This window comes from Bosea sp. Tri-49 (genome assembly GCF_003952665.1).
GTDB lineage: Bacteria > Pseudomonadota > Alphaproteobacteria > Rhizobiales > Beijerinckiaceae > Allobosea.
Window position 1 is genome coordinate 1,440,922 of sequence record NZ_CP017946.1, and the last position, 19,172, is coordinate 1,460,093.

The following is a 19,172-nucleotide window of genomic DNA, read 5'->3' on the forward strand; positions in this document are numbered from 1 at the left end:
CGCCAGGCCGTCATTCCACCTGCAGCCGTGTCTCGACCCGGCGATTATCGGCAGAGAACTTGTCGGCGACAACGGGCTTGGTCTGGCCAAGGCCGCGCGGGACGAGTTTGGCGGTATCGACGCCGCGCTCGCTCAGATAGCGCACGACCGCCTTTGCCCGGCGCTCCGACAGGCTCAGATTATAGTCGGCTGTGCCGCTGGCGTCGGTGTGTCCTTCGACCAGGAAGCTGCTCGCCGCGAGTTGCGGGTCCTTTAGCGCCTTGGCGAACTCGTCGAGGTTCAGCTTCGCCTCCGACTCGAGCACATCGGAATTGTACTTAAACTTGACGATGAGATCGAAGGCGCTGGCCGGCTTCACGACGTGACCGGCCTTGTTACATTCGGCTTCGGTGCCGACGCACAAGCCACGCGAAACACCGAGATTCGGCGTCGCGGGCCCGAAGTGCTTGACGATGTCATCCGCCTTGTAGGCCTGCGCCTGCGCGGAAAGTGGCGACAGCGCGCAGAAGCCTGCTGCAAGAGCGGCACTAACCATGACAAGGGCCTGCTTGCGCACGGTCTTCCTCCTGTTTAGGTTCGCTGAGGCGGTTGAAGATTGACGGCGCAAATTATGGCTCGCAGCGCTTGCTGAGTCAATAGTCGTTTCTTGCCGCAACCCATGAGGTCTGGTTGATGCCCGCCGCCCTTGGACAAACTAAAAGACTTGCCTCTTTTACCACGCCGGCCGGGCAAGATGTCTTTTCGCTTCTCAAATTTGAGGCAAGAGAAGCTCTCAGCGAATTGTTCGTCTATCAGGTCGAAGCTACGTGCACGACTGCAAATTCCGACCTACAAAGCTTGATCGGCGAGAAATGCGCCATCAAGATGACGCTTAAGAACGGCAAGGATAGAATCTTCAACGGGGTACTGGTCGAGGCTCAATGGCTTGGCCGCGAGAACGATCTCGACCATTACCGCTTCGTACTGCGCCCCTGGCTCTGGCTGCTCTCGCAGCGCTCGGATTGCCGCATTTTCAAGAACAAGACCGCGATCGACATCATCAAGATCATTTTTGGAAAAGAAGACAAGGCGAGCTTCGACGACCGCGTCAGCGAGAAGCCGCCGGTGATCGACTACTGCGTGCAGTATCGCGAGAGCGATCTCGACTTCGTCCTGCGCTTGATGGAGAAGTACGGCATCTATTACTATTTTCAGCACACCGAAGGCGATCACAAGCTCATCCTCTCAGATGCCCGCGGCTCACATGATGCGGTTACCGCAGCCGCCGAACCGACTTTCGCCGGCGCCGGCAGCGCCTATCCGTTCATGCCGAAGGACAAGAGCCAGCGGCGCCCTATCGAGCATCTGACACAGTGGTCGGCGCAGCGACGGCTGCGCACCGGCAAGGTCGAGCTCAAGGACTATGATTTCGAGAAATCGACCTCCGACCTGACAGCCCGGGCCGAGGAGGGCTTCCCGCGTACCAAGGCGTACGAGGCTTTCGACTATCCGGGAGCATATCTGGAGCGCGGCCAGGGCGATAAGTTCGCCCGAATCCAAGCCCAGGCCGAACAGGCGCAGGACGAGCGCCGCCTCGCCATGGGCGATGCCCCGAGCCTCAACCCCGGCACGCTGATGACGCTGACCGATCACGCGGTCGGGGCGGAGAATGCAGAGTATCTGGTGGTGCGCGCCACACATGCTTATGGCGTGCAGAGCTACCGTTCGTCGAAACGCTCCGACGAAGCGATCTATCACGGCTCCTACGAGTTGCAGAAGGCCGACAAGCGCTTCCGAGCACCCTTGGTGACCCCCTCGCCACTCGTGATCGGCCCCGACACGGCAAAGGTGGTGGGCGAGAAGAACAAGGGCGAGGAAGGCGACATCGACGTCGACAAATATGGCCGCGTCTGGCTGCGCTTCCATTGGGACCGCGAGAAGGAGTCGACATCCTGCCGGGTTCGCGTTGCACAGGCCTGGTCGGGCAAGAACTGGGGCGGGCAGGTCATCCCACGCATCGGCCAAGAGGTCGTCGTCTCCTATATCGGTGGCGACCCGGACCGACCGATCATCACCGGCGCGGTGGTCAACGACCAGCACATGCCGCCCTACGACCTGCCGGCCAACAAGACCCAATCCGGACTCAAGTCGGAATCCACCGATGGCGGCGGCAAGTCGGGCAAGTTCAACGAGATCAAGTTCGAGGATCTCGCCGGCAAGGAGGTCTTCTCCATGCAGGCCGAGCGTGACCACAAGACCGAGGTCTTCAACCTCGAGACTCGCGATGTCGGCAAGAACTTCGAGGGCGGCCCGACCGACTTCGCCCGCACTACACAGATCCTGAGCGGCAGTGACAAGCTGCACGTCAAGCAGGGCAAGCGTTATGTCGAGGCCGCGCTGGAGATCAAGCTGGTCTGCGGCGAGAGCGAGATCACGATGACGCCGACCAACATCACCATCTCCTCGCCGACGATCACGGTCCAAAGCACCGGCAAGACCGAAATCCATGGCGGCGGTGCGACTACGATCACCGGCGGCATCATCAAGATCAACTGAGGCGGCGATGTCGAAACTTCGCTTCAGCACGGCGCAGCAGGTCTTTGAGGCCTTTCCGACTGCGCGGCAGGTCATCGGCACCGCACCGACCAGTGAGCCGCCGCTGACCTTCCTGCGCGCCCTGGTCAAAACTGGCGAACACAAGGACGCGATCGGCTTCTGCGCTTTCCTGATGCCGCGCCGCGAGACAGTCTGGTGGGCGCTGCAAAGCATCCAGCGCATGATGCCACCTGGAACTCCGGCCGATCCCGGCCTAAAGTTGGCTGAGGCCTGGGTGCGCGACCCGACCGACGAGACACGCCGGGCTGCTCTGGCACTGGGCGAGAGCGGCCATCATGCCAGCCTGGGCACCTGGGTCGCACTCGCGGCCGGCTATTCCGGTGGAAGCATGGTCGCGACTCACACCATACCCTCTCCCCCGGACCTAACGGCAAAGACGGCACGCATAGCGGTATTAACCGCGCTTGGGCGCGTACCCGAGCGCGAGCGTGATACCGCATTGCGAAACTGCGTCGAAGCGTGCATTCGTCTGCTCGATGACGAAAGCGGCAGGACCAGACCATAACATGGCCCCGGCGCCAATGCGGCTGCCAGGGCCCGGCGACGGCAAGGCGGGCGGCCCGACATGGCGCTGACGCTGACGATCGAGAATCAGGCCTCGCTGCCGGATGGCGGCCCGTTGAGCGTGACGCTGAGCGGCGGGCGCGGACTCGACATTGGTCGTGACCAGCATCTCGACTGGTGTTTGCCCGACCCGAGCCGCGCCGTCTCCGGCCGCCATTGCGAGATCCGCTTCAACGACAACGCCTATTGGCTGCGCGACATCTCGACCAACGGCACCTTCGTCAATGGCGGAGCTTATCGCGTGCAGTCGCCCTACCGATTGCAGCATGGCGACCGCCTCGAGATCGGCCATTACCTCATCGCGGTCGCGATCGACGAAGCCGAGCGCGGAGCGCCCGGCCCTGCCGAGCGATCGGCCATGCCGCCGCCGCCGGGAGAATCGCTGTGGGAGTCGAATGGCGACGAGGCACCGCCGATCGCCCGTCGCGACCTGATCCCACCGCAGAAGTACCAGCCGGTGCACGCGCCTTTCATCGACTGGGCCGCCGATATCCCGACGCCGGCCGAGTCAGCGCAAGCCTACGCGCCGCAACCGGCCGCGCCGCCGCCCTCGTCACGGCCCGACGATCTCGCCTGGGCGCCCTACCAGGCCCCTCCAATTCCCGAGCCCGAGCCGATCGCGCCGATCCCGACGCCGCGCCGGCCACCTTCGCAAGGCGGCAATGGCGATCCCTGGAACGAGGCTCAAGCCGCGCCGCCAGGGCGCCCGAGCTTCGATGCGCCGCACGAGCCGGCGCCATCGCGCCCCGCTCCTCCGCCTACACCGATGGGGGCTCCGATTGGCGGCCCGGGAATCTCGCCGGCCGAGTTCATCGCCCGCTTCGCCCGCGGTGCCGGCCTGCCGGTCGAGGAACTGTCATGGCAGGACCCCGGCGCCTTCGCCCAGCAGACCGGCGCGCTCATGCGCCTGATCGCTATCGAGCTCAAGGCCCTGCTGGCGGCCCGTGCCGAGAGCAAGCGCATCGCCCGCAGCTCGAACCAGACGATGATCCAGGCACAGGACAACAACCCGCTAAAGTTCTCGCCGACGATCGAGGATGCGCTGAAGCTGATCTTCGGACGGCCGACCAGCGGCTATCTCAGCGCCCAGAAAGCGTTCGAGGAGAGCTTCAAGGATCTCAAAATCCACCAGATCAAGACCTATTCGGCCATGCAGCATGCACTGCGCATGCTGGTCGAGGATCTCGATCCGCAGGCGGTCGCCGAGGGCCTCGACGCCGGTCGCGGGATCGAAGGTCTGCTGTCCTCGCGCAAGGGCAAGCTCTGGGACGCCTATGTCGCGCGCTGGGAAGCGAAGACCGCGCCTTACGAGGACGGGCTGGTCGACGCCTTCATGCTCTATTTCGCCGAGTGTTACGATCGCGGCGGCCGCTGAACCAAACGCTTAGGTCAACGGCACCACCAGCCCGTCGCGGATCGTGACTTGGCGGTCCATGCGCCGGGCAAGGTCGAGATTGTGCGTCGCGATCAGGGCAGCCAACCCAGACGCGCGCGCGAGCGCCACCAACGTGTTGAAGACGTGCAGCGCAGTCTGCGGGTCGAGATTGCCGGTCGGCTCGTCGGCCAGCAGCACGCGCGGCGCATTGGCGACGGCACGCCCTATCGCGACACGTTGCTGCTCGCCGCCCGACAACTCGCCCGGCAGATGGTCGAGCCGCTCGCCGAGGCCGAGGAAGCTCAGCAACTCAGTCGCGCGCGATTTCGCCTCGACCTTGCCGAGCCCGCGGATGCGCTGCGGCAGGATGACGTTCTCCAGCGCCGTGAACTCCGGCAGGAGATGGTGGAACTGGTAGACGAAGCCGATCTCGGTACGCCGGAGCCGGGTCAGGCCCTTGTCGTCGAGCTGCGAGGTCGGCACGCCGCCAATGAAGACCTCGCCGCTGTCAGGACTCTCGAGCAAGCCGGCGACATGCAGCAAAGTCGACTTGCCGGTGCCGCTCGGCGCGACCAACGCCACGAGCTCGCCTGGCCAGATCGCGAAATCGGCCTTGCGCAGCACCTCGAGCGGCCTGTCGGATTGGGGGTAGTAGCGCTCGATCTGGGAGAGAAAGAGCGCTGGCGTCTCGGTTGCCATCGATCGAAATCCTCAACCCATCCGCAGGGCTTTGACGGGGTCGAGACGCGCCGCCTTCCAGGCCGGGTAGAGCGTGGCCAGCAGCGACAGGATGAGCGTCATGATGACGACGCTCATGACCTCGCGCCAGTCGATCACCGACGGGATGTCACTCAGGAAGCGCACCGTCGGATCCCAGGGATTGATCCCGAGCAGCTTGCTCAAGCCCTTGTTGATGGTCTGGATGTTCTTGGCGAAGGCGATGCCGAGGACGAATCCGGCGAAGGTTCCGACCACGCCGATCGTCGCGCCCGTGATCAGGAAGACCCGCAGCACGGTACCGCGTGAGGCGCCCATGGTGCGCATGATCGCGATATCCTCAGTCTTATCCTTCACCAGCATGATCAGGCCGGAGACGATGTTCAGCGTCGCAACCAGCACGATCAAGGTCAGGATGATGAACATCACATTGCGCTCGACCTCGAGCGCATTGAAGAAGGTGCGGTTGCGCTGACGCCAGTCAGACAGGACCAGCGGCCTCGGCGGATCGGCCTCGATCCGGTCACGCACCGCCTGCGTCTGGTCGGGATTGTCGATGAAGATCTCGATGACGTTCACGTCGCCATCGCGGTTGAAATAGGCTTGGCTTTCGGCGAGCGGCATGAAGACGAAGGAAGCGTCGAACTCCGACATGCCGATCTCGAACACCGCCGTGACCGGATAGGCCTTGATCCGCGGCGCCGTGCCGAACGGCGTCGATGCCCCGCGCGGCGTGACGATGGTGATGGTGTCGCCGGCCTGCAGGCCGAGCGAGCCGGCGAGCCGGCGGCCAATCGCGACGCCGCCCGCGGAGGCGAAGCCGTCGAGCGTGCCCTGGCGGACATTGTTGGCGATGAACGGGATCGACTTGATGTCGTCTTCCGAGATGCCGCGCACCAGCACGCCGCCATTGCCGACCTGCGAGGATGCGAGCGCCTGCCCCTCGACCAGCGGGATCGCCAGCTTGATGCCCTGGACCTGGCGCAGCTTGGTCGCGACCTGCTCGTAATCGTCGAGCGGCCGATCGATCGGCGTCGCGAAGATGTGGCCGTTGACGCCGACGATCTTCTCCAGCAGCTCCTTGCGGAAGCCGTTCATCACCGACATCACGATGATCAGCGTGGCGACGCCGAGCAGGATGCCGAGGAAAGAGAAGCCGGCGATGACCGAGACGAAGCCCTCGCGCCGGCGCGTGCGCAGATAGCGGCCGGCGAGCAGCCATTCGAATCCGGCGAAGGGCTTGGTGCCGGTCGGCACGCTCTTGGCGCCCCGGGCTTCGGCGACGGCGCTCATGACCGCCCTCCTCCGCTCACGCGTTCGTCTCCGCGCCCTTGCCTGGGAAGCGCGCCAGCGCCGCCTCGAGCGAGACCAGTTCACGCTCGCCGCCGGCGCGGCGCTTGAGCTCGACCTTGCCTTCGGCCAGCCCCTTCGGGCCGACGATGATCTGCCAGGGAATGCCGATCAGGTCGGCGGTGGCGAACTTGCCGCCCGGGCGCTCGTCGCGGTCGTCATAGGCCATGTCGTAGCCCTTGGCGGCGAGCCCCTTATAAAGCTGCTCGCAGGCACCGTCAGTCGCGGCATCGCCGGTCTTGAGGTTGAGCACGGCAATGTCGAAGGGCGCGATCTCGTCGGGCCAGACGATGCCACCCTCGTCATGACCGGCCTCGATCAGCGCGGCGACGAGACGGCTCGGGCCGATGCCGTAGGAGCCCATATGGACCGGCACCAGCTGCCCGTCGGGGCCGGCGACGGTCGCGCCCATCGGTTCGGAATACTTGGTGCCGAAATAGAAGATGTGGCCGACCTCGATGCCGCGCGCCGAAACCTGGCTTTCAGCGGGGATAGCCTCGAAGGCTGCCTTCTCGTGCATCTCCTCGGTCGCGGCATAGAGGCTCGTCCATTTGTCGACGATGCCCTGGAGGCCTTCGATGCTGTCGAAATCGGTGTCGGCGGCCGGTGTCGCGAAGTCGAGATAGTCCTTGTGGCAGAAGACCTCGCTTTCGCCGGTCGAAGCGAGCACGATGAATTCGTGCGAAAGATCACCGCCGATCGGGCCAGTATCAGCACGCATCGGGATCGCCTTCAGGCCGAGCCGCGCGAAGGTCCGCAGGTAGGCGGTGAACATGCGATTATAGGCATGGCGAGCGCTGGCCTGGTCGAGATCGAAGGAATAGGCATCCTTCATCAGGAACTCGCGGCCGCGCATCACGCCGAAGCGCGGGCGGACCTCGTCCCGGAACTTCCACTGGATATGGTAGAGGTTGAGCGGCAGGTCCTTGTAGGACTTGACGTAGGACCGGAATATCTCGGTGACCATCTCCTCATTGGTCGGGCCGTACAGCATCTCGCGGTCGTGGCGATCCTTGATCCGCAGCATCTCCTTGCCATAGGCGTCGTAGCGCCCGCTCTCACGCCAGAGATCGGCCGACTGGATGGTCGGCATCAGGATCTCGATGGCGCCGGCGCGATTCTGCTCCTCGCGGACCACGGCGCTGATCTTGTTGAGGACGCGCAGGCCCAGCGGCAACCAAGAGTAGATGCCCGCCGATTGCTGGCGGATCATGCCGGCGCGCAGCATCAGCCGGTGCGAGACGATCTCCGCTTCCTTGGGCGTATCGCGCAGGATCGGCATGAAATAGCGGGACAGGCGCATCGGAACACTCGTCGAGGGGCGGTGCGCCAGGACGAGCGCACCGAGTCAGGTCAGTCCAGAGACACCATCGGCGTTTGCAAATTGCAAACGCTAATGCAGATCGCATTCAGGCAAATGCACATCGCATTGCCGTGAGGCGGCGTGTCAGTGCTTGGCGAACTTCGCCTTCAGCCTGTCGCTGACGATTGGCGGAACGAAGGCGGAGACGTCGCCGCCCATCGCGGCGATCTGGCGCACCAGCGTCGCAGTGATGTGCCGCGCCTGCGGCGTCGAGGGCAGCAGTACGGTCTGCAGGCCGGGCGCCATGGTGTGGTTCATGCCGGCTAGCTGCATTTCGAGGTCGAGATCGGTGCCGTCGCGCAGGCCACGCACCAGGATAGTGGCGCCGGCGCGCTTGGCCGCGTCGATCGTCAAATCGGCGAAGGTGGTCACCTCAAGCTCGGTCTTGAACTCGGCCGCGACCGGACCAGCGATGGCGCGCAGCAGTTCGGCGCGCTCATCGGCGGAAAAGATCGGCGTTTTTCCAGGATGGATGCCGATGGCGAGGATCAACCTGTCGCACAGCCGGCAAGCGGCTTCGATCATGTCGACATGGCCGTTGGTGACGGGGTCGAACGATCCTGCATAGAAAGCTGTGTGGCTCATGCCAAAGCGTTAGCCAACGCAGGCGCCCACGACAAGGCGCTCAGGCAACACGCAGCTCGTCAATGACATGATCGACCCGAGCGGTCAGCGCCTGGGTCAGCGCGGTCAGTTCGCTCGCCGCCTTCAGGACCGCATCGGAGGCACCGGCGGTGTTGCGCGAGGCGAGCGCGACCTGGCTGGTCGCCTGTCCGATCAGGACGATCTCCTGCGTCGCGGCGAGGACCTCGGCGGCGATGGCATGGGTCGCCGCGTGCTGGCGCTGCATGGTCTGGCTGGTCCGCCGCGTCGCCTCGTTCAGATCCTGCACGAAGGCGCGGATCCCGGCGATCCCTTCGACGGTCGCGGCGGTCGCCTGGTTCATCGCCTCGATCTGGCGGGCGATGTCCTGCGTCGCATTGGCGGTCTGGGTCGCGAGCGACTTCACCTCGCTGGCGACGACCGCAAAGCCCTTGCCCGCCTCGCCGGCGCGGGCCGCTTCGATGGTGGCGTTGAGCGCAAGCAGATTAGTCTGGCCGGCGATCGCCGAGATCAGCCCGACCACTTCCGACACACGCTCAGCGCCATTGGACAGGCTGTCGACGATCCGACTCACCGAATCCGCATGCTCGCGCGCCCGGCCAGCGGTTGCATCCGAGGAACGCACCTCGGCGGCCAAAGCGTCGACGGCGCCGAGCAGGTCCTGCGCCGCGCGCTCGATCGACGTGACGCTGCGGATTGCGTTGCTTGTCGAATGATCGGTGTCGGCGGCGCCTTCCTGGGCCTCGCGCGCGCCCTCGGCAAGCTGGTGCGCCGTGGTTCCCAGGGTTTTCGCGGAAACCGAGACTGAGGCCGAAACGGTCCGCACCGAATCCTCCAATTCGCTCGCCAGTTCGCCCAAAAGGGTGCGGCGATGCTGCTCGGCCTCTGCCCGGCGCGTCTCCTGCTCGGCCTCGCGTCGTTGCGCCTCGCCGCGCAGCGTTTCGCGGATCAGCTCGATCGACTTGGCGATGCCGCCGATCTCGTCGCGACGCCGGGCTCCCGGAATCTCCTCCTCCGTCCGGCCCGCGGCGACGCCGGCGAGCCTGTCAGAAAGCCGCGCGATTGGGCGGGCCACCGACCAGCCGAGCAGAATCGCGATGCCAAACAGTGGCAGCAGGACCAGCAGGCCGGCGGAGACGACGGCGCTGCGGATCTTACCGACGACAGCGAAGGCACTGTCCTGGGGAGCGGTCAGCCAGAGCAGCCAGCGCCAGTCGCCGATCACGACCTCTTCCCCGCTCGCGACCAGTGCCCGACCGTCATGGCTGACCATGCTGATGAGCGCGTTCTCAGGCTGGCCGGTCAGGCGATTCCGGTCGAGCGTCTCGCGTGGCGAAGCGCCGTCGCGCCGCAGCGCCGGATTGGAGCGCATGAAGCCATCGGAGCCGACGACGAAAACCCGTTCCGCGCTGGAGCCGACCGGGTTGAAGGCGAGCACATCGTCGATCAGGCGCGTATCGACGGCGATGACGATCGTGCCCAGCTGTTGGCCAGTCCCGGCTTCGGCATCATAAAACGGAGCGGCCAGGAAGGCGCGCGGCTCACCACCGGCCGGATCATAGGGCGCGAAGTCGAGCACCACCTGCTCCCCGGCAGCTTTACCCCGCGCCAGCTCGACGGATCTGGCGAGGCCGGTGCCGGCCAGATCCTCCTCGCTGAGGAGACGGCCGAACTCGGAGCCCTTAGTGACGCTGTAGACCACCCGACCCTTGCGCGAGACGAGATAGATATCGGCGTAGTTGAACTGCTTCAGTGCCGCGGCATAGGTCTCGTGGATCGGCACATGCCGCCAGGAGTAGCCGTGCTGATGCTCGCGGCCGGTGCGGGCGATGCGTTCGGCCAGCGAAAGCGAGCCATCACCCTGATAGTGGCCAAGGATGCTCTTGTAGTCGTGCGGGCCGAGCTCCATCCACTTGCCGATCTCGTCGAGCGCCGAGACGGTGAAGGCGCTGCGCGCCTGGACGGCAAGTTCTGCGCGAAGCTGGGACCAGCGGCGCTCGATGGCCCGGACATGGCTTTCGACCAGAGTGTGCATGCGCTCGCGCACTGCGCCCTGCGCCCAGCTCGACACGGCAAGATAAGCGGACGAGCCGACAGCCAGCGCCGCGAGCAACGCCAATGCCAGCATCGCGATAGGAAGCCTGATTCTGAGGCTGAACACGAATCAGGTCTCCGCCCGGCGTCGACTGCGCCAGGAGACCCAACACGAGTGCAGTTAACGTTGCTTGAAGCGTGCAACGCGCCGCAATCGCTTCACAAGGCGCCGGGCAATGGCGCCAAGGCGGCGAGCGCCGCGGCGCTCCCGAGGACCAGAGTGAGCAGCGCGACGACGACGGCTGCGAGCGATACCCGGCGCGGGCGCCGGACCAGAGAGCCGAACTGCATGGATCCTCTTTGCGAATCAGTGCGTTACCCCAGCCCATGCCTGCGCTGAGCGCCCGGCCATGCCGTGGCGGAAACATGGAGAAATCGTGGCCCTGCCCCAAAGGCAGCCAAAACGCCGCGCACAGATCCCGGTCATTTCTCTCCTTCTGCCGTTTCCAGACGGATCGAAAGCGCGCTAAACCCCGCTCGCCATGCTGACCCTCAACGACATCACCTATCGCCTCGGCGAGCGCCTCCTGCTCGACAAGGCCAGTGCTTTCCTGCCTACCGGCTCGCGCGTCGGCCTCGTCGGTCGCAACGGCGCCGGCAAGACGACGCTGTTCCGCATCATCACCGGCGATCTTTCTCCGGAAGGCGGCAATGTCGCCCTGCCAAAGGGAATGCGCATCGGCGGGGTGGCGCAGGAGGCTCCCGGCGGGCCCGAAACGCTGATCGAGGTCGTGCTCGCCGCCGATATCGAGCGCGCTGCGCTGATGAAGGAGGCGCAGACTGCGACCGACCCGATGCGGATCGCCGAGATCGAAACCCGGCTTGCCGATATCGGCGCCCATTCCGCGCCGGCGCGTGCCGCGACCGTGCTGCATGGACTCGGTTTCGACGAGGCGGCGCAGCAGCGGCCCTGCTCCGATTTCTCGGGCGGCTGGCGCATGCGCGTCGCGCTCGCCGCCGTGCTGTTCTCAGAGCCCGATCTGCTGCTGCTCGACGAGCCGACCAACTATCTCGACATCGAAGGCACGCTCTGGCTCTACGACTATCTCGAGCGCTATCCGCACACCGTTCTCGTCGTCAGCCACGATCGCGAACTGCTCGACACCTGCGTCGACCACATCCTGCATCTCGACCAGGGCAAGCTGACGATTTATCGCGGCGGCTACAGCGATTTCGAGAAGCTTCGGGCCGAGAAGCAGGCCCATCTCGCCAAGGCGCGCGAGAAGCAGGACGCCGAGCGCAAGCACCTGCAATCCTTCGTCGACCGCTTCAAGGCCAAGGCTTCCAAGGCCAGCCAGGCCCAGTCGCGCGTCAAACGGCTGGAGAAGATGCAGGAGATCGCGGTCGTTCAGGATCGCGACGTGCAGCCCTTCAATTTCCCCGCCCCCGAGCGGCCGCTCTCACCGCCTATGGTCGTGCTGGAGGGCGCCAGCGCCGGCTACGGCGAGCGCAAGGTGCTGTCGCGGCTCAACCTGTCGCTGGCGCCGGACGACCGCATCGCCCTGCTGGGCTCCAACGGCAACGGCAAGTCGACCTTCTGCAAGCTGATCGGCGGGCGCCTTGCGCCGCTCTCGGGCGAGATGCGCCGCTCCTCCAAGCTGCAGACGGCCTATTTCGCCCAGCACCAGCTCGATGAGCTGCGCATGGAGGATACGCCCGTCGGCCATATCCGCGAGCTGATGCCGGACGCTCCCGAGGCCAGGGTGCGGGCCCGTACCGCACAAACCGGCTTTCCCGCCAACAAGGCCGACACGCCGGTCAAGAACCTCTCCGGCGGCGAGAAGGCGCGCCTGATGCTCGGCATCGCCACCTTTGGCGGCCCGCATCTGCTCATTCTCGACGAGCCGACCAACCATCTCGACATCGACAGCCGCACCGCTTTGGTCAAGGCGATCAACGACTACCCCGGCGCGGTCATCCTGGTCAGCCACGACCGCTTCCTGATTGAAGCCTGCGCTGACCGGCTCTGGCTGGTCGGGGATGGCACGGTGAAGAACTTCGACGGCGACATGGACGACTATCGCGACTTCGTGCTCGGTCGCGACAAGCCGGCCCAGCGCAGCAAGTCCGATCCTGAAGCAGCGGGCAAAGCTGAGGAACGCAAGGGCGCGGCGGCGAAGCGCCAGGCGCTCGGGCCGCTCCGGCAGAAGCTCAATCTGGCGGAGGCTCGCATCGCCAAGCTGACCGGGCTGATCGAGAAGGTCGACGGCGCGCTCGCCAACGGCGCCTTCGCCCGCGAGCCGGACAAGGCGCTGCTGCTCTCGCGCCAGCGCGGCGAACTGACGGAGGCGCTGGTCGCTGCCGAGGAGGAATGGCTGATGCTGAGTGAGGAGCTGGAGAGCGCCTGAGGCGCTCTCAGGGCAGCGGCGCGAGCTTGAGGCCGAGTTCCCTGACCTGCGTCGGGGTGAGCTTCTTGATCGCGACGCGGGTGGTATAGCTGCCGTACATCTGGCCGCCCGACATATAGTTCCAGTCGCTGACCATCGCGCTGCCGGCCCGGTAGCCGTCGCCCCGGTTCAGATTGTCGAGATGGACGGGATCGTTCGCGATCTTGCCGACGAAGACGTCGCCTTCAACGGCCGTCAGGTTCATCCAGATATGTTCGCGCCCTCGGTCATAGGGGATCGCGACCTTCACGGCATGACGCTCGCCCTTGCCGCTGCGATAGAGCGCGACAAAGTCCGGCAACGTGTTGCGTGCCTGCTCGATCGCGCGGTTCATCTCGCGGTCGGAGGAGCGGAAATCGACAACCTGAGCCGCTGCGGGCGAGGCCATGAGCGCAGCGCCCAAAAGCCCAAGGCCACCGAATACCACCCGCCTCTGCCGTTGAAGCTGCATCTCGACACTCCCGTCTCTGCGCGATCGCCCGCTCCGATCACCTCATCAACGAGCCAATCGATCGAACGGTTGCCTTGGTCGCATCAGAGGCGGATTCCTCGCGCGATGAACGCGCGTCAGCCCTGCTGCTCGGGTTGACCGACGCGCTCACCGCGGCCGAAGAGATGTTGAGCGATAAGTTGGCGGCGCCTGAGCGCTCTCCAGCTTCGTCAATCGGTCATTTGGCGGGTTTCAGCGCCGAATCCCAATGCTCGACGATCTTGCCGTCTTTGACGCGGAAGAGGTCGAACCAATAGCTGTCATAGGTCTTGGTCGCGTCGGCCGGTTCGGGGCGCGGGCGGCGCATCATCAGCTGGACGAGATCACCTTCAGCCAGAACGGCGGCGAACTGCGTCTCGACCACGCTCCCAGCCAGCTTCGGCGCCGGCCACAGCTTGGAAAAATAGTCGGTGAACCCCTTCAGTCCGCTCGCGACATTGGGATTGTGCTGGATATAGTCCTCAGACAGGTAGTCCTTGGCCTTGGCCCAGTCCTGCGCGTCGAAGACGTTGCGCCAGAACCCCAGCACGAGCGCCTTATTCGCCGCCGTATCCGCAGTTGCAGCCGGCTGCGCGGCGGCTGGCGTGACGAATGCGACCGCAAGCGCCATGAGGGCGATGCGGCTCCAGCGGGCGAGCGATACGAGCATTGGCGATCCATCCTTACGCAGACAGCAGATCAGATCGCTTAGCGGAGCCCGGACGAACCGGGCGTTCACAAGCTGGCGAGCGTCAGCCCTGCTGCTCAGGCTGTCCCGGCTTCACAATCCGGCTCAGCCGATTGTCGGTGAACATGTAGATCTCGCGATTGGCCGGCTCGGAATAGAGCACCTGCACCTCGCGCTGGCCCTTGCCGTTGTCGCCGATCAGCACGTCCGTCGGCCGCTTGGCCTTGAGCCTGACAAGCTCGCATTCAGTGATTCCGACAGCGATCTCCTTCGGCAGGGGCCGCGTCGCCGGATCGAGCGAGACATCGGCGCTGCATTCGCCCTCCGGCGTCAGCAACGCCTCCTGCGTCGAGACCCGCGCCGAGGCACTGCTGCTGCGGGTGCCGCGCTCATCGGATACGAAGGAAAATCCGCCCATATCGACGGAACAGCCGGCCAGAGCAGCCGCCAGGGCCAGGGCAACAGGAACTTTCACGCTTTTTTCTCCCAGCGGCCGGTCTCGTCCTGCTGCCAATAGGTGGCGGCGACGCCGAGCGTCCGCAGTTTTTTCCAATCTTCGCGTGCCGAGGCGAGCGCATCGGGATCGTCGCCATCGAACATCAGGATGACGCGCTCGTAAGCGTCCAATGCGTCCGGAATGCGAACGCCGTCAACACAGAAGCGAACTTGGGCGCCGTTCGGGTTGTCGCTGGCCGTGGTGAGCACGATCGGATTGGCGGCGGCGTCCGGCTCGGATGCCGCCGCATGCGGCAGGAAGGATTCGTCCGCATAGGTCCAGAGCTTATCGTCGAGCGCGGCCAGGCGCTCGCGGCTCGACACCTCCACCACCGCCTTCCAACCCCGGGCGAGCGAGCGCTCAAGCAGGGTCGGAAGGACCTGCTCGAGCGGACGTCCCTGCAGATGGTAGAACAGGACTTCGGCCATTATGCAGTCAGCACAATCCTTTGCGAGCCTCGGCTCAGAGTTCGAATCAGCTCTCGTAGTGATCCGTCACCAGCCGGTCGAGCAGGCGCACGCCCCAGCCGGAACCCCAGGACCGATTGGTCTCGCTGTTCGGCGAGCCCATGCCGGTACCGGCGATGTCGAGATGCGCCCATGGCGTGTCGTTGACATGCCGCTGCAGGAACTGCGCGGCGGTGATCGAGCCGCCATGGCGGCCGGCCGAGTTCTTCATGTCGGCGAACTTGGAATCGATCATCTTGTCGTAGGCCGCGCCGAGCGGCATGCGCCACACCGTCTCGCCGGTCGCCTTTCCGGCGGCTGCGAGCCGTTCCGCCAGCTCGTCGCTGTTGGAAAACAGCCCGGCATTCTCCTGCGCCAGCGCGACCAGGATCGCGCCGGTCAAGGTCGCCAGATTGACCATGAAAACCGGCTTGAAGCGGTCCTGCGTGTACCAGAGCACATCGGCGAGGACGAGCCGGCCTTCGGCGTCGGTATTGATGATCTCGATGGTCTGGCCCGATAGCGAGGTGACGATGTCGCCCGGCCGCTGGGCCTTGCCGTCCGGCATGTTCTCGACCAGGCCGATCACGCCGACGGCGTTGACCTTCGCCTTGCGGGCGGCAAGCGCCTGCATCAGGCCGGTGACACAGGCAGCGCCAGCCATGTCACCCTTCATGTCCTCCATGCCGCCGGCCGGCTTGATCGAGATGCCGCCGGTGTCGAAGGTCACACCCTTGCCGACGAAGGCGACCGGCTTGTCGCCCTTGGCGCCGCCGTTCCAGCGCATCACCACGACGCGGCTCTCGCGGTGCGAACCCTGGCCGACGCCGAGCAGCGCCCGCATGCCGATCTTCTTCAGCTCCTTCTCGTCGAGGATCTCGACCTCGACACCAAGCTTCTCGAGCTTGCCGGCCCGTTCGGCGAACTCTTCGGGGAAGAGCACGTTCGGCGGCTCGTTCACGAGATCGCGAGCAAGCTCGACGCCATTGGCGATGGCTTCGCGCGCCTTCAGCGCCTTCTTGACCGCGGCCGGGTCGGCGACGCGCAGGGTCACGGCCTTGGGCTCGGACTGGTCCTTGTCCCGGCTCTTGGTCTTGTAGCGATCGAAGACGTAGCTCCTCAGTCGCAGGCCGAGCGCGATTTCGGCGACCTCATCGGCGGAGAGTTCGCCCTCGGGCAGTGCCGTAACGATGTCGGCGCTGCGGCCGTGGCCGAGCCGGCCGGCGATGGCCCCGCCGAGCGCGGCGAAATCGAGCTTGTCCCGATCGGCCGCCGGGCCAGTTCCAACCAGAATCAGGCGCTCGTAGCCGGCACCGTCCGGCGCGAGCAGCGTCGATCCGGAGAGCGCCTTGCCCTTGAAGCGCTCGGCTGCGGCCGCGCGCGCGATCAGGGCATGGGCGCCCGCACCGATCCAATCCTCTGCCGCCTTGGGCGGCGCCAGCCTGTCCGAGACGAGGATGACGAGATCCCCTCCAGCAATGGCGTTCAGGGCTTTGACCTCAAGCTTCAGGCGCTGCGACATCGAAGGCTCACGGGTTGCGGGAGAAGGGTTGGCGGACGGAGCCGACCGAGGTCGGGGCTCGCAAAGGCCACAAACGATTCCCGTTTGCGCCATGATCGAAGCTATACCATAGGGAGTTCGAGGCGAGCCGTCCAAGGGGAGCGCCTTCACTAAAACACCGTCGGCCCCAGGATCGTCACCGCGTGCGTTTCGGACTTCTCGACCGCTATATCCTGAAGATCGCCGCCGGTGCGGCGGTGATTCTGCTCGTCGGTCTCACAAGCGTGATCTGGGTCACGCAGGCGCTGCGCGAGGTCGACCTCATCACCGGCAAGGGCCAGACGCTGGTGATCTTCTTCACCGTGACCCTGCTCTCGCTGCCGGCGCTGATCGCAGGCATCGCGCCGGTCGCCTTGTTCATGGCGACGCTCTACACGCTCAACAAGCTCAACAGCGATTCCGAGCTGATCGTGATGAACGCTGCGGGTGTGCCCCCGCGCCGGCTGACGCGACCCTTCATCGTGCTGACCCTGATAACCTCCGCGCTGGTCGGCTGGATGTCGCTCGGGGTGATGCCGGCGGGCTTCCGGGCGCTACGCGACCTCATTACGCTGATCCGCGCCGACTTCGTCGCCAACGTGATCAAGGAAGGCCAGTTCGTCTCGCTCGATTCCGGCGTCACCTTCCACTATCGCGAGAAGCAGGGGCAGGCTCTGCTCGGCATCTTCATGCAGGACCGGCGCGACCCCAACCAGCCCGCAGTCTACATCGCCGAGCGAGGCCAATCGGCCGAGGCCGATGGCAATAGCTTCCTGATGCTGGAGAAGGGCACGATCCAGCGCGAGAGCCGCAACCAGAACTCAAGCTCGATCATCTCGTTCGAGCGTTATGCACTCAATCTCTCCGCGCTGACGGGCGATTCCGACGGCCCCGCCGGCGGCAGCGGTGACGGCGACAAGGTCATCTACAAGCCGCGCGAGCGCACCACCTGGGCGCTGCTGATGCAGAATCCGAACGAGCCCTATTACAAGATCCAGGAGGGCCGCTTCCGGGCCGAATTGCACAACCGCCTCTCGGCGCCGCTTTACCCGATCGCCTTCATGCTGGTCGCCTTCGCCATCCTCGGCGAGGCGCGCACCACCCGCCAGGGCCGCGCCGCCGCGATCCAGATCGCCATCCTTCTGGTCGGCGCCATCAGGATCGGCGCCTATGCCGCCTGGACCGCCAGCGTGCGCTCGCCCCTCGCGGCCGCCCTGCTCTACATCCTGCCGATCGGAACGATCCTCCTGTCCGCTTTCGCCATCGGCTTCGGCTCACGAACGCGTGTTCTCATCGACCAGCTGACGGAGCCGCTGATCGCGCCCTTCATTGCCCTCGCAGCACGTTTCCGGCGCGCCTGATGCTGCTGTTCCAGACCTTCGGCCGCTATCTGACGCAGCGCTTCCTGCGCGCGATCCTGAGCGTGTTCGGCACCTTCTTCTTCCTGATCGCGACGCTCGACTTCGTCGAGCTGATGCGGCGCGCCGGCGATTCCCCAACCGCGACGACGCCGAGCATCATCCAGCTCGCGCTCTACCGCGCGCCCTCGGTCGCCGAGCAGATATTCCCATTTGCGGTGCTGTTCGGCGGCATGTTCGCCCTGCTCAACCTCAGCCGGAAGCTGGAGCTGGTCGTCGCCCGCTCGGTCGGCATCTCCGCCTGGCAGTTCCTGCAGCCGGCGGCGCTGGTCGCAGGCGCGGTCGGCCTCGTCTCGATCGGAATCTACAACCCGGTCGCCGCCGAACTGAAGCAGCGCGCGACCGCGCTCGAGGCCTCGCTCTTCGCCCGGACGGGGCAGATCGTCGGTGGCAAGGAAATCTGGCTCCGCCAGCGCAGCATGGACGGCCAGGCGATCATCCGCGCCGCCGCGGCGCTGGGGGACGGCGTGGGGCTCGCTCAGGTCGCCTTCTTCACCTTTTCCGCCGACGGTGGCTTCAGCGAGCGCATCGAAGCGAAACAGGCTGTGCTGTATCATGGCTACTGGGAATTGTCGGAGGCTCGGGTCACCTCCGCCACGGAAGAGCCACAGAGCTACTCGACATACCTGATCGCGACGACGCTGGAGCCCGACCAGGTGCGACAAAGTTTCACGCCGCCCGATTCTGTCGGGTTCTGGTCGATGCCGGCCGTTCTCGATCGGACCCGCAAGGCCGGGCTCGATACGACGCGCTACGAACTGCGCTATGAATCGCTCAAGGCGCGGCCGCTGCTATTGATCGCCATGATCTTGGTCGCGGCATCCGTTTCCTTAAGATTTTTCCGGTTTGGTGGTGTGACCAGATTGGTGGTAGGTGGCGTCGCGGCCGGGTTCATGCTCTATGTGGCGACACAGTTATCTGAGGAATTGGGCTCATCGGGCATCGTCAATGCCTCGGTGGCCGCTTGGCTGCCCGCGATCGTGGGGACACTGCTCGGCGCGCTCGCCCTTCTCCATCAGGAAGACGGCTGAGAATACGGTGGCTATGGTTAATTTTGGATTGAGTTC

The 19,172-nt window shown here is 65.2% G+C and carries 18 protein-coding genes; 6 read left to right on the forward strand and 12 right to left on the reverse strand.

The annotated features are described in order from the left end of the window. Positions 1-10: 10 nt before the first annotated feature. Positions 11-556, reverse strand: coding sequence for an OmpA family protein (locus BLM15_RS07000; RefSeq protein WP_236846595.1), 546 nt, complete (start codon positions 554-556; stop codon positions 11-13). A gap of 116 nt (positions 557-672) precedes the next feature. Here BLM15_RS07000 and BLM15_RS07005 point away from each other — a divergent pair, with 116 nt between their 5' ends. The 3 genes from BLM15_RS07005 to tagH are packed head-to-tail and all read left to right on the forward strand — an operon-like array spanning position 673 to position 4,534. Continuing rightward, positions 673-2,535 carry a type VI secretion system Vgr family protein gene (locus BLM15_RS07005; RefSeq protein ID WP_126111645.1) on the forward strand — a complete coding sequence of 621 codons (1,863 nt, stop codon included), beginning with the start codon at positions 673-675 and terminating at the stop codon, positions 2,533-2,535. 7 nt (positions 2,536-2,542) lie between these two features. Then, entirely contained in the window at positions 2,543-3,100 is a 558-nt protein-coding gene (locus tag BLM15_RS07010; RefSeq protein WP_126111648.1) for a DUF6931 family protein, read from the forward strand. Positions 3,101-3,160: 60 nt separating this feature from the next. Beyond that, entirely contained in the window at positions 3,161-4,534 is a 1,374-nt protein-coding gene (tagH, locus tag BLM15_RS07015; protein ID WP_126111649.1) for a type VI secretion system-associated FHA domain protein TagH, read from the forward strand. 9 nt (positions 4,535-4,543) lie between these two features. Here the strand turns inward: tagH and BLM15_RS07020 are convergent, their stop codons facing one another. From BLM15_RS07020 to BLM15_RS32125, 6 genes are all read right to left on the reverse strand, one after another. Then, on the reverse strand, positions 4,544-5,233 hold the full coding sequence (locus BLM15_RS07020) for an ABC transporter ATP-binding protein (protein WP_126111651.1): 690 nt from the start codon (positions 5,231-5,233) through the stop codon (positions 4,544-4,546). A gap of 12 nt (positions 5,234-5,245) precedes the next feature. Further along, positions 5,246-6,544 carry a lipoprotein-releasing ABC transporter permease subunit gene (locus tag BLM15_RS07025; RefSeq protein ID WP_126111654.1) on the reverse strand — a complete coding sequence of 433 codons (1,299 nt, stop codon included), beginning with the start codon at positions 6,542-6,544 and terminating at the stop codon, positions 5,246-5,248. 16 nt (positions 6,545-6,560) lie between these two features. Next, positions 6,561-7,904 carry a proline--tRNA ligase gene (gene proS, locus BLM15_RS07030; protein WP_126111656.1) on the reverse strand — a complete coding sequence of 448 codons (1,344 nt, stop codon included), beginning with the start codon at positions 7,902-7,904 and terminating at the stop codon, positions 6,561-6,563. Between the two features lie 144 nt (positions 7,905-8,048). Next, the gene (gene coaD, locus BLM15_RS07035; protein WP_126111658.1) at positions 8,049-8,549 is read right to left on the reverse strand and encodes a pantetheine-phosphate adenylyltransferase; all 501 of its coding nucleotides are present in this window, start codon (positions 8,547-8,549) and stop codon (positions 8,049-8,051) included. A gap of 40 nt (positions 8,550-8,589) precedes the next feature. Then, positions 8,590-10,728, reverse strand: a complete 2,139-nt coding sequence (locus BLM15_RS07040) for a methyl-accepting chemotaxis protein (RefSeq protein ID WP_126111659.1) — start codon at positions 10,726-10,728, stop codon at positions 8,590-8,592. 92 nt (positions 10,729-10,820) lie between these two features. After that, positions 10,821-10,952: a hypothetical protein gene (locus tag BLM15_RS32125; protein WP_257791806.1), complete on the reverse strand. Its 132-nt coding sequence runs from the start codon at positions 10,950-10,952 to the stop codon at positions 10,821-10,823. A 191-nt stretch (positions 10,953-11,143) separates the two neighbouring features. Here BLM15_RS32125 and BLM15_RS07045 point away from each other — a divergent pair, with 191 nt between their 5' ends. Next, the gene (locus BLM15_RS07045; protein WP_126111661.1) at positions 11,144-13,009 is read left to right on the forward strand and encodes an ABC-F family ATP-binding cassette domain-containing protein; all 1,866 of its coding nucleotides are present in this window, start codon (positions 11,144-11,146) and stop codon (positions 13,007-13,009) included. Between the two features lie 7 nt (positions 13,010-13,016). Here BLM15_RS07045 and BLM15_RS07050 read toward each other — a convergent pair whose 3' ends face one another. The 5 genes from BLM15_RS07050 to BLM15_RS07070 all read right to left on the reverse strand — a co-directional run bounded on the left by BLM15_RS07050 (position 13,017) and on the right by BLM15_RS07070 (position 16,669). After that, on the reverse strand, positions 13,017-13,436 hold the full coding sequence (locus BLM15_RS07050; protein WP_164547421.1) for a DUF2314 domain-containing protein: 420 nt from the start codon (positions 13,434-13,436) through the stop codon (positions 13,017-13,019). Positions 13,437-13,716: 280 nt separating this feature from the next. Then, on the reverse strand, positions 13,717-14,187 hold the full coding sequence (locus BLM15_RS07055; protein WP_236846596.1) for a nuclear transport factor 2 family protein: 471 nt from the start codon (positions 14,185-14,187) through the stop codon (positions 13,717-13,719). 82 nt (positions 14,188-14,269) lie between these two features. Further along, positions 14,270-14,680 carry a hypothetical protein gene (locus BLM15_RS31595; protein WP_206438614.1) on the reverse strand — a complete coding sequence of 137 codons (411 nt, stop codon included), beginning with the start codon at positions 14,678-14,680 and terminating at the stop codon, positions 14,270-14,272. After that, positions 14,677-15,129 carry a DNA polymerase III subunit chi gene (locus BLM15_RS07065; protein WP_126111665.1) on the reverse strand — a complete coding sequence of 151 codons (453 nt, stop codon included), beginning with the start codon at positions 15,127-15,129 and terminating at the stop codon, positions 14,677-14,679. Before BLM15_RS07065 ends, BLM15_RS31595 begins: the two co-directional genes overlap by 4 nt. A 46-nt stretch (positions 15,130-15,175) precedes the next feature. After that, positions 15,176-16,669 carry a leucyl aminopeptidase gene (locus BLM15_RS07070; protein ID WP_126111667.1) on the reverse strand — a complete coding sequence of 498 codons (1,494 nt, stop codon included), beginning with the start codon at positions 16,667-16,669 and terminating at the stop codon, positions 15,176-15,178. Between the two features lie 182 nt (positions 16,670-16,851). Between BLM15_RS07070 and lptF the strand changes: the two genes are divergently transcribed. Both lptF and lptG read left to right on the forward strand, forming a co-directional pair. Next, on the forward strand, positions 16,852-18,048 hold the full coding sequence (lptF, locus tag BLM15_RS07075; RefSeq protein WP_126111669.1) for an LPS export ABC transporter permease LptF: 1,197 nt from the start codon (positions 16,852-16,854) through the stop codon (positions 18,046-18,048). Then, a complete protein-coding gene (lptG, locus tag BLM15_RS07080; RefSeq protein ID WP_126111671.1) occupies positions 18,048-19,136 on the forward strand; it encodes an LPS export ABC transporter permease LptG in 1,089 nt (362 codons plus the stop codon). Before lptF ends, lptG begins: the two co-directional genes overlap by 1 nt. The last annotated feature ends 36 nt before the right edge of the window (positions 19,137-19,172 follow it).